We start from the raw sequence: 11,039 nt of genomic DNA, 5'->3' as shown, positions 1-11,039 counted from the left end.
ACCGTGGCTGGTGAAACCTAACCGCCGCGAGCTGGAAATCTGGGCTGGCCGTAAACTGCCTGAAATGAAAGATGTCATTGAAGCTGCACATGCGCTACGTGAACAAGGTATCGCGCATGTCGTCATTTCACTGGGTGCCGAAGGCGCGCTTTGGGTTAATGCCTCCGGCGAATGGATCGCCAAACCACCGTCAGTCGATGTCGTAAGCACTGTTGGCGCAGGGGATTCCATGGTTGGTGGCCTCATTTATGGCTTGCTGATGCGTGAATCCAGTGAACACACACTGCGTCTGGCAACGGCTGTTGCAGCCCTGGCGGTCAGTCAAAGCAATGTGGGTATTACCGATCGTCCGCAGTTGGCCGCAATGATGGCGCGCGTCGACTTACAACCTTTTAACTGACAGCAGGAGAGGCATAATGAAAACGCTGCTGATTATTGACGCTAATCTCGGTCAGGCACGCGCCTATATGGCGAAGACCCTGCTGGGCGCGGCGGCGCGAAAAGCAAAACTGGAAATCATCGACAATCCGAACGACGCTGAAATGGCGATTGTTCTGGGTGATTCCATCCCGAACGACAGCGCGCTGAACGGTAAAAATGTCTGGCTGGGCGATATTTCCCGCGCAGTCGCGCATCCTGAGCTATTCCTGAGTGAAGCCAAAGGCCATGCGAAGCCTTACACTGCGCCGGTCGCTGCGACAGCACCGGTTGTCGCCAGTGGCCCGAAACGCGTGGTTGCGGTGACAGCTTGCCCAACTGGCGTAGCGCACACCTTTATGGCGGCTGAAGCCATTGAAACCGAAGCGAAAAAACGTGGCTGGTGGGTGAAAGTTGAAACCCGTGGCTCCGTTGGTGCGGGTAACGCGATCACGCCTGAAGAAGTGGCAGCAGCGGATCTGGTGATTGTGGCAGCAGATATCGAAGTGGATCTGGCGAAATTTGCCGGTAAACCAATGTATCGCACCTCTACCGGTCTGGCGCTGAAGAAAACGGCTCAGGAGCTGGATAAAGCGGTTGCTGAAGCGACGCCTTACGAACCGGCGGGTAAAGCTCAAACGGCGACCACTGAAGGTAAGAAAGAGAGTGCAGGCGCGTATCGTCACCTGCTGACGGGCGTTTCCTACATGCTGCCAATGGTGGTTGCGGGTGGTCTGTGTATCGCGCTTTCCTTTGCTTTTGGTATCGAAGCGTTTAAAGAGCAGGGGACGCTGGCGGCGGCGCTGATGCAGATTGGCGGTGGTTCAGCCTTTGCGCTGATGGTGCCGGTACTGGCGGGTTACATTGCCTTCTCCATTGCCGATCGTCCGGGTCTCACGCCGGGTCTGATTGGCGGTATGCTGGCGGTCAGCACAGGTTCTGGCTTCATTGGCGGGATCATTGCGGGCTTCCTGGCGGGTTACATCGCGAAGTTAATCAGTACGCAACTGAAACTGCCACAGAGTATGGAGGCGCTGAAACCGATTCTGATCATTCCGCTGATTTCCAGTCTGGTGGTCGGTCTGGCGATGATCTACCTGATCGGTAAACCGGTTGCTGGCATCCTCGAAAGCCTGACTCACTGGCTGCAAACCATGGGTACTGCGAATGCGGTTCTGCTGGGCGCGATCCTCGGTGGCATGATGTGTACTGACATGGGCGGTCCGGTAAACAAAGCAGCGTATGCATTCGGTGTGGGTCTGCTGAGTACTCAAACCTATGGCCCGATGGCGGCGATTATGGCGGCAGGTATGGTGCCTCCGCTGGCAATGGGGCTGGCAACAATGGTGGCGCGTCGCAAATTCGACAAAGCGCAGCAAGAAGGCGGCAAAGCAGCTCTGGTTCTTGGTCTGTGCTTTATTTCAGAAGGTGCAATTCCGTTTGCTGCCCGTGATCCGATGCGAGTGCTGCCGTGCTGTATCGTTGGTGGGGCGCTGACTGGCGCAATCTCAATGGCGATTGGTGCGAAACTGATGGCACCGCACGGTGGTCTGTTTGTTCTGCTGATCCCTGGCGCCATTACGCCGGTACTGGGTTACCTGGTGGCAATTATCGCTGGTACGCTGGTGGCGGGTCTGGCCTATGCCTTCCTGAAACGTCCGGAAGCGGACGTTGTGGCGAAAGCAGCATAATAAAACGTGAACCACAGGGCAGAAATTTTCTGCCCTGTATCATTTGATGAGTGCAAGGTGAGTGATAAATTGTTGACGGCAATTCTATGATTTTGAATGGTTTTATTTTCCAATAGAAAGCTGACACTCTCATCAAACAGTAACGTCATTTCCTCAAGGGCAGATTAATTTCTGCCCTTTTTTATTGTTTCCATTCTGTGCATCACTTCACAATTTCTTCGCTTTTTCTAAAACCGCCAATAATAGCGTTTTGTGAGCTTGTTCAAATCTGCTCATTTTGCCCCTCTGGCGGTAATTTACTTTAAGTAAAACATGCATACTATGAGCACATGTTTAAATATGAACACATGTTTAAACCGTCTTTGCAGTTATCTCTATTCTTGTGGATTGAAAGGGTTGGTAATTTTTTACCAGAGGACGTGCTATGCGCGAAAAGGATTATGTCGTAATTATAGGTTCGGCGAATATTGATGTCGCCGGATATTCACATGAATCATTAAATTATGCGGATTCCAATCCAGGGAAAATAAAATTTACTCCCGGTGGAGTAGGGCGCAATATCGCACAAAATCTGGCGTTGCTGGGAAACAAAGCCTGGCTACTGAGCGCCGTAGGCAGTGATTTTTATGGTCAATCGCTCCTGACACAAACCAATCACTCCGGTGTTTATGTCGATAAATGCCTTATTGTGCCTGGGGAAAATACATCGAGCTATTTATCATTACTCGATAATACCGGTGAAATGCTGGTTGCTATAAATGACATGAATATTAGTAACTGTATTTCAGCGGAATATCTCGCACAGCACCGTGAATTTATTCAGGGGGCAAAGGTCATTGTCGCAGACTGTAATATCAGTGAAGAGACATTGGTCTGGATTCTGGATAATGCCGCTGGCGTACCGGTATTTGTCGATCCGGTTTCGGCCTGGAAATGCGTCAAAGTACGCGAGCGATTAAGTCAAATTCATACCCTGAAGCCAAACCGTCTTGAAGCGGAAACCCTGAGCGGGATTGCGCTTTCCGGGCGTGAAGATGTAGCAAAGGTTGCCGCCTGGTTCCATCAACATGGCCTGAACCGACTGGTTCTGAGCATGGGTGGTGATGGTGTTTATTATAGTGATATCAGCGGCGAAAGCGGCTGGTCTGCACCGATTAAAACCAATGTCATTAACGTTACCGGAGCGGGCGATGCCATGATGGCGGGACTTGCTTCGTGTTGGGTAGACGGGATGCCGTTTGCCGAATCTGTTCGTTTTGCACAGGGATGTTCGTCAATGGCGCTCTCCTGTGAATACACCAATAACCCTGATTTATCGATTGCCAACGTTATATCGTTAGTGGAGAACGCAGAATGTCTGAATTAAAAATTTCCCCTGAATTATTACAAATTTCCCCGGAAGTGCAGGACGCTTTAAAAAACAAAAAACCGGTTGTGGCGCTGGAATCGACCATTATCTCTCACGGGATGCCGTTCCCGCAAAATGCCCAGACCGCAATTGAAGTTGAAGAAACAATTCGTAAGCAGGGCGCTGTACCAGCCACTATCGCTATTATTGGCGGCGTGATGAAAGTGGGCTTAAGCAAAGAAGAAATTGAATTGCTGGGTCGTGAAGGACATAACGTAACGAAAGTTAGCCGTCGCGATTTACCTTTTGTTGTTGCCGCCGGAAAAAATGGCGCAACCACCGTGGCTTCCACCATGATTATTGCGGCGCTTGCCGGAATTAAAGTATTTGCCACTGGCGGTATTGGCGGTGTTCATCGCGGGGCGGAAAATACCTTCGATATTTCCGCCGATTTACAGGAACTGGCGCACACTAATGTCACCGTAGTTTGTGCCGGAGCAAAATCTATTCTCGATTTAGGCTTAACCACCGAATATTTAGAAACTTTTGGTGTGCCGTTAATTGGCTATCAGACCAAAGCATTACCAGCGTTTTTCTGCCGCACCAGCCCGTTTGAAGTCAGCATCCGTCTCGACAGCGCCAGCGAAATTGCCCGTGCGATGGCGGTGAAATGGCAAAGCGGTCTGAACGGTGGCCTGGTGGTGGCAAACCCAATTCCGGAACAGTTTGCGATGCCGGAAGAAAGTATTAACGCTGCAATTGATCAGGCAGTTGCCGAAGCTGAAGAGCAAGGTGTAATCGGTAAAGAAAGCACGCCGTTCCTGCTGGCACGCGTTGCAGAACTGACCGGTGGCGACAGCCTGAAATCCAACATCCAGTTGGTGTTTAACAACGCCATTCTGGCGAGCGAAATTGCCAAAGAATACCAGCGTCTCGCGGGTTAATTTCTGACGGGCAGAAAGCCGTCGCCCGTACTCATCATACAAACCGAAACCTGGCGCTGGCGCCGGGTTTACGGGCATGAAGGGAAAATCATTATGGATATAATGAGAAGTGTTGTGGGGATGGTGGTGTTACTGGCAATAGCGTTTGTGTTGTCAGTGAATAAAAAGAGCATCAGTTTGCGCACGGTTGGAGCCGCGCTGCTGCTGCAAATCGCCATTGGCGGCATTATGCTCTACTTCCCACCGGGAAAATGGGCGGTAGAACAGGCAGCATTGGGCGTCCATAAAGTGATGTCCTACAGCGATGCGGGTAGCGCCTTTATTTTTGGCTCTCTTGTGGGGCCGAAAATGGATGTCTTGTTTGACGGCGCGGGCTTTATCTTCGCCTTTCGCGTACTTCCGGCGATTATTTTCGTTACTGCGCTCATCAGCCTGCTGTACTACATTGGCGTGATGGGACTCCTGATTCGCATTCTTGGCAGTATTTTCCAGAAAGCCCTCAACATCAGCAAAATAGAATCTTTTGTCGCGGTCACCACCATTTTCCTTGGGCAAAACGAGATCCCGGCGATCGTAAAACCGTTTATTGATCGTATGAATCGCAACGAGTTGTTTACCGCAATTTGTAGCGGCATGGCGTCTATTGCCGGTTCGATGATGATTGGTTACGCCGGAATGGGCGTGCCAATTGACTATCTGTTAGCGGCATCGCTGATGGCGATCCCTGGCGGTATTTTGTTTGCACGTATTCTTAGCCCGGCAACCGAGCCTTCGCAGGTCACATTTGAAAATCTGTCGTTCAGCGAAACGCCGCCAAAAAGCTTTATCGAAGCGGCGGCGAGCGGTGCGATGACCGGGTTGAAAATCGCGGCCGGTGTGGCGACGGTGGTAATGGCGTTTGTCGCAATTATTGCGCTGATCAATGGCATTATCGGCGGAATTGGCGGCTGGTTTGGTTTTGCCAATGCTTCTCTGGAAAGTATTTTTGGCTATGTGCTGGCACCGCTGGCGTGGATTATGGGCGTGGACTGGAGTGATGCCAACCTTGCGGGTAGCCTGATTGGGCAGAAACTGGCGATTAACGAATTCGTCGCTTACCTGAGTTTCTCGCCATACCTGCAAACGGGTGGCACGCTGGAAGTGAAAACCGTGGCGATTATCTCCTTTGCGCTTTGTGGTTTTGCTAACTTTGGTTCTATCGGTGTTGTCGTTGGGGCGTTTTCGGCTATTTCGCCAAAACGTGCGCCGGAAATCGCCCAGCTTGGTTTACGGGCGCTGGCAGCTGCGACGCTTTCCAACCTGATGAGTGCGACCATTGCCGGGTTCTTTATTGGGCTGGCGTAATGCTCGATTTGTAGGCCGGATAAGACGCATCAATCGTCGCATCCGGTAATCGCGCTATTGCAAATCATTTTTACTGCATCATCCCGGAGAGTTTATTCTCCGGGTCCATCTCCAGCGCCAGTCCCAACAACTTCTTTCTATTTTTAATGAGATATCCTTTCTTATTTTTAATTAATAAACCGTCGTGAATGAATTGTGCGAGAACATATAAAAGATGTCGATAAGAAACGCCTAAATACTCTGCCGCTTGCGTATGCTTTTCGTGATAAAGATCACCTTCCTGCGAGAGTAATATAAATGCTGCCAGGCGATTCACTAATGGAAATGATTGATTCTGAGTTAAAGAAACAATATTGCGATAATTTTTATGACTTAAGGTGACGCAGAGTTTTCGTAAAAATAGCGTGTCGTTTAATAACAACGGGCGGTAATGTTTCATGGGGAGTGCAATACACCAACACTCTTCAATAGCCTGCACCGCACGTGGTTCATGGTCTTTATCGATTAACTCAATCTCGCCAATAAAACAGGGCGCGGCAAAGAAATCAATCAGCGACACGCGCCCATTGGCAAGCGTGGCGTAAAGCCTGGCGCGGCCTCGCGTCAGGTAAAATAGCCAGGACGGCTGTTGCCCTTCCTGCACAATGTAGTCACGTGCTAAAAAATGAAACAGTCGTGTATCGGCTGAAACATCCGTTGAAAAGCACTCATTAAATGCGGACTCACTAATCAGTTGCTGCTTAAGTTCATTATTGTGGATTTCTTTCACGATGTTTATCCGCTATGAGATTTCTCATATTTAGCATACTTACGCTGTTGTTAAGATTCAATCATCGGCCGGTGGAAATTTCTTTGTTGTAGAAAAAAATAACGCAACTGAAACAGAGGAAATAAACAATGGAAAAGAGGAAAATTATTCTGGATTGTGATCCGGGTCATGATGATGCTATTGCCATAATGATGGCCGCGAAACATCCGGCGATTGATTTATTAGGTATCACCATTGTGGCGGGTAATCAGACGCTTGATAAAACATTAATTAATGGTCTGAATGTTTGTCAGAAACTGGAGATTAATGTTCCGGTTTATGCGGGGATGCCGCAGCCAATTATGCGCAAACAAATCGTTGCCGATAATATTCATGGCGAAACCGGTCTGGATGGCCCGGTGTTCGAACCGCTGACCCGCCAGGCTGAAAGCACCCATGCGGTGAAATACATCATTGATACCCTGATGGCAAGCGAAGGCGATATCACTCTGGTGCCGGTGGGGCCGCTGTCAAACATCGCGGTGGCGATGCGTATGCAGCCCGCAATCCTGCCAAAAATCCGTGAAATTGTGCTGATGGGCGGCGCTTATGGTACAGGTAACTTCACGCCGTCTGCCGAGTTCAACATTTTTGCTGATCCAGAAGCGGCACGCGTGGTATTCACCTCCGGCGTTCCGTTGGTGATGATGGGCCTGGATCTCACTAACCAGACCGTGTGTACCCCGGATGTAATTGCGCGGATGGAAAGGGCCGGTGGCCCTGCCGGCGAACTGTTCCGCGACATCATGAATTTCACCCTCAAAACCCAGTTCGAAAACTACGGCCTGGCTGGCGGCCCGGTGCATGACGCCACCTGCATAGGTTATCTGATCAACTCTGATGGCATTAAAACCCAGGAAATGTATGTCGAAGTGGACGTTAATAGCGGCCCTTGCTACGGGCGTACCGTCTGCGACGAGCTGGGCGTTCTTGGCAAGCCCGCCAATACCAAAGTCGGCATCACTATTGATACCGACTGGTTCTGGGGATTAGTCGAAGAGTGCGTTCGCGGCTACATCAAAACCCACTAAGTGTTGATAATAAGACCGGATAAGACGCGTCAAGCGTCGCATCCGGCAGCATTGTTACACCATCGGCACTAATGAAAGCGCGTTATCAGCAGACAGGGTAGGGTTATTTATGCTGCCGCTGGCGCGCGAAATTGCCGCGCAGGCCATCGCAAAACGGGCGCTGTCGCGGAAACTGTATCTTTCAAGAAAGCTATATACCAGGCCCGCCATAAAACCATCGTCAGCACCAAAACTATCGACTGTCGTATGCGCTGGCGCGGTCAGCAAAAATTGTTCGCCATCCTTTTCGCTGCAATAAACGGATTCATCGGGCAAATAAACAAACAGTTGCTGAACACCTTGCTGATGCAACGTATTCACTGCGACATTTCGGTCAGCATCGCTGGTGATCGCCTTTCCCCACAAAATTTCCAGCTCCGGTAAAGTGGGTTTCAGGGTGTGAATATGCGTCAGCCAGTGTTTGATTTTGCCCGCTTTGAATTCTGAAACGGTATCGACAAATACCGGGATTTCATCAGCGAGGGTAAAGACCCACTCCAGCGCCTCGGCAGTCAGGTTGCAATCTGCTAGTACCACGCCCGCATGACGAAGTAAATCACGTGACCCGTTCAATAATTGCGGCGTTAACTGTTCCAGCAGATGAGTATCATTAATCGCCAATACGGTTTGTTCGTCTTGATTGGCAATTGCCAGATATGTTGATGTGCTTTGACCATGTAAACGAACGCAGCCAGAGACATTCACTCCAGCACGGCGCGTCTCTTCTAAGAGCATCTCGCCATAAAAATCATTGCCAATCACAGAGAGTAAATGGACGTCGCGGCCTAACAGCGCCAGATTGTGGGCGATATTGCGCCCAACGCCGCCTGCCGAACAATGAATCGTACCGGGATGAGAAGCCGCTTGTGGGTAACGGATATCCGCCATCCCGCGAATATCCATATTGATTGTCCCCACCACGACGCAGTATTCCTGCTCGGTGAGAATGTAACCTTTGCCTTTAATCCGCCCTTTGCGCATTAAATCCATAATATGCGCCGCAACGCGCGAACGGCTGATTTGCAGCATGTCCGCAATTTCATTCTGCTGAATCAGCGGGTTACGCCGTAAAATTGCAAGGATCTCCTTTTCCCGGTTATTCATCTTCAGGCTACCGCTTTTTCAGTTTGTTGCGCTTTTAGCCAGGCGATCTCTTCTGCCCAGATATCCGGGTTGATGGTTTCAAGGATCAGCGGAATGCCGTCGAAACGGTCGTCCTGCATGATCCAGCGGAACGCATCATGACCGATATTGCCTTCACCGAGGCTATGATGGCGGTCAACGCGGCTGCCAAAGGTGCTTTTCGCATCGTTAAGGTGCATCCCACGTAGATACTTAAAGCCAACAATACGGGCAAAATCTGCGAACGTTTTTTCGCATTCGGCAGGAGTACGCAAATCATACCCGGCTGCAAATGCATGGCAGGTATCAATGCAGACGCCGACGCGGGATTTATCTTCCACGCCGTCGATAATCGCCGCGAGATGTTCGAATTTAAACCCTAAATTGCTGCCCTGACCGGCGGTGTTTTCAATCACCGCTGTTACACCTTGAGTTTTATCCAGCGCAATGTTGATGGATTCGGCAATACGCGCAAGGCAATCCTCTTCTGAAATCTGCATCAGATGGCTGCCAGGGTGGAAGTTGAGCAAAGAAAGCCCCAGCTGTTCGCAACGCTGCATTTCATCTATAAAGGCATCGCGCGATTTTTCCAGAGCTTCAGTGACCGGATGTCCGAGGTTAATCAGATAACTGTCGTGGGGAAGAATTTGCGCCGACGTGTAGTGATATTTTTCACAGGCGGCTTTGAATTCATCGATGGTTTGCGTCGTGAGCGGTGCGGCACGCCACTGACGTTGATTTTTGGTGAACAAGGCAAACGCGGTAGCGTCGATTTCGGCGGCGCGAATTGCGGCATTTGCCAGACCGCCAGCAGCACTAACGTGCGCTCCAATGTATTTCATATGTGGACTCCTGTTAAACCCGCTGGAGGAAAACGGTAATGATAGCGGGTTAACAGGAGCAAGATGTAGTGGTTTATGCGATGACGCTTTGAATTACATAGTTAATCGCAGCACCACCAACAATCAGCCAGGCAAACAGTACCAGTGCCATCAGCAGAGGTTTCGCCCCGGCTTTTTTCAGCGCGCTGACGTGAGTGGTCAGACCCAGCGCCGCCATCGCCATTGCCAGCAGGAAGGTATCCAGCGTTACCAGCATATCCACCACGCTCTGCGGTAACAGGTGGAACGAGTTAAAGATGGCAACCACGATGAACAGGATGGCAAACCACGGAATGGTGATTTTGCTTTTCTCGCCGCCATTCGCAGGAGACAGCTGTTTAACACGTGCCGCCAGCAGGATGAGGAACGGAGCCAGCATCATCACGCGCAGCATTTTGGAGATAACTGCTGCGTTCTCAGCTTCCGGGCTGATGGCATGACCAGCTGCCACTACCTGCGCCACTTCGTGCATGGTAGAACCAATGTAGATACCGAACGTTTCCGGGCTAAACCATTGGGTCATCAGCGGATACATTGCCGGGTAGAGGAAAATCGCGATGGTTCCGAAGATAACCACGGTTGCGACAGCCACAGTCACTTTACTGGCTTCTGCTTTCACTACCGGCTCAGTCGCCAGTACCGCCGCAGCACCACAAATACTGCTACCGGCACCGATCAACCAGCTGGTGTGCTTATCCAGGCCAAACACTTTCTGCCCCAGGAAGCAGGCCAGCAGGAAGGTGCTGGACAGTGTCAACACGTCAATGATGATCCCACTAATACCGACATCGGCAATTTGTGAAAACGTCAAACGGAAACCGTAAAGAATAATACCCAGACGTAGTAAATGTTGCTTGGCAAACAGCACACCGCCGTCACAGCTTTTCCAGATATGCGGATATACTGTGTTGCCTAAAACCATCCCCAACAAGATTGCGAGAGTGAGGGCACTAAACCCGGCACCCGCAACAGCGGGAATGGAACCACCCCACAGGGCGACCCCGGTGATAACTGCACTCAGGGCTAACCCCGGAATGAAATGCCACAGTGTACGATGTTGTTTCTGTAAGGTGATATTCGTCATAACCCTCTCCTTTATCCGGGCATAAGGTTACGACTAACTGGTTTAAAAATAAAATTGATTATATATTTATAATTAATCTTTATAAGTGGTAAGCGACTATGCACATCACCCTCCGGCAGTTGGAAGTTTTTGCAGAAGTATTGAAAAGTGGATCAACCACCCAGGCGTCGGTGATGCTGGCGTTGTCGCAATCAGCAGTGAGCGCGGCGTTGACCGATCTGGAAGGGCAGCTAGGCGTGCAACTGTTTGATCGCGTGGGGAAAAGACTGGTTGTTAATGAACACGGGCGGCTGCTCTATCCGCGTGCGCTGGCGTTGCTGGAACAGGCCG

The 11,039-nt window shown here is 50.5% G+C and carries 11 protein-coding genes; 7 read left to right on the top strand and 4 right to left on the bottom strand.

From position 1 onward, the window contains the following. The 5 genes from EQY_RS0118850 to EQY_RS0118830 form a co-directional block, all read left to right on the top strand. On the top strand, positions 1-400 hold a 400-nt coding region (locus EQY_RS0118850; RefSeq protein ID WP_000299747.1), incomplete at its 5' end, for a PfkB family carbohydrate kinase. Positions 401-416: 16 nt separating this feature from the next. Then, positions 417-2,108, top strand: a complete 1,692-nt coding sequence (gene fruA / locus EQY_RS0118845) for a PTS fructose transporter subunit IIBC (protein ID WP_000854460.1) — start codon at positions 417-419, stop codon at positions 2,106-2,108. 424 nt (positions 2,109-2,532) lie between these two features. After that, positions 2,533-3,474: a pseudouridine kinase gene (locus EQY_RS0118840; protein WP_001207111.1), complete on the top strand. Its 942-nt coding sequence runs from the start codon at positions 2,533-2,535 to the stop codon at positions 3,472-3,474. Further along, positions 3,462-4,400 carry a pseudouridine-5'-phosphate glycosidase gene (gene psuG, locus EQY_RS0118835; RefSeq protein ID WP_001292473.1) on the top strand — a complete coding sequence of 313 codons (939 nt, stop codon included), beginning with the start codon at positions 3,462-3,464 and terminating at the stop codon, positions 4,398-4,400. The genes EQY_RS0118840 and psuG overlap by 13 nt, the downstream gene beginning before the upstream one ends. A 93-nt stretch (positions 4,401-4,493) precedes the next feature. Beyond that, positions 4,494-5,744 (top strand): NupC/NupG family nucleoside CNT transporter, encoded by a 1,251-nt coding sequence (locus EQY_RS0118830; protein WP_000353893.1) that lies wholly within the window; start codon positions 4,494-4,496, stop codon positions 5,742-5,744. A 70-nt stretch (positions 5,745-5,814) separates the two neighbouring features. Here EQY_RS0118830 and EQY_RS0118825 read toward each other — a convergent pair whose 3' ends face one another. After that, positions 5,815-6,513, bottom strand: a complete 699-nt coding sequence (locus EQY_RS0118825; protein ID WP_000658617.1) for a transcriptional regulator YeiL — start codon at positions 6,511-6,513, stop codon at positions 5,815-5,817. A 128-nt stretch (positions 6,514-6,641) separates the two neighbouring features. On the opposite strand from EQY_RS0118825, the gene rihB reads away from it, so the two are divergent. Next, on the top strand, positions 6,642-7,583 hold the full coding sequence (gene rihB, locus EQY_RS0118820; RefSeq protein WP_000415410.1) for a ribosylpyrimidine nucleosidase: 942 nt from the start codon (positions 6,642-6,644) through the stop codon (positions 7,581-7,583). Positions 7,584-7,637: 54 nt separating this feature from the next. On the opposite strand, the gene EQY_RS0118815 is transcribed toward rihB, so the two are convergent. From EQY_RS0118815 to EQY_RS0118805, 3 genes are all read right to left on the bottom strand, one after another. Then, complete coding sequence (locus EQY_RS0118815) at positions 7,638-8,726, bottom strand: sugar kinase (protein WP_001065008.1); 1,089 nt, start codon at positions 8,724-8,726, stop codon at positions 7,638-7,640. A gap of 2 nt (positions 8,727-8,728) precedes the next feature. Continuing rightward, on the bottom strand, positions 8,729-9,586 hold the full coding sequence (gene nfo / locus EQY_RS0118810; protein ID WP_000873890.1) for a deoxyribonuclease IV: 858 nt from the start codon (positions 9,584-9,586) through the stop codon (positions 8,729-8,731). Positions 9,587-9,659: 73 nt separating this feature from the next. Continuing rightward, a complete protein-coding gene (locus EQY_RS0118805; protein WP_000182060.1) occupies positions 9,660-10,709 on the bottom strand; it encodes a YeiH family protein in 1,050 nt (349 codons plus the stop codon). A gap of 98 nt (positions 10,710-10,807) precedes the next feature. Between EQY_RS0118805 and EQY_RS0118800 the strand changes: the two genes are divergently transcribed. Then, positions 10,808-11,039, top strand: a 232-nt coding sequence (locus EQY_RS0118800) for a LysR family transcriptional regulator (protein ID WP_000548284.1), incomplete at its 3' end; no start/stop codon positions are given.

Source organism: Escherichia sp. TW14182 (assembly GCF_000208525.1).
In the GTDB taxonomy this organism is placed as follows: Bacteria; Pseudomonadota; Gammaproteobacteria; order Enterobacterales; family Enterobacteriaceae; genus Escherichia; species Escherichia ruysiae.
This window is presented reverse-complemented; position numbering and strand designations above follow the sequence as displayed.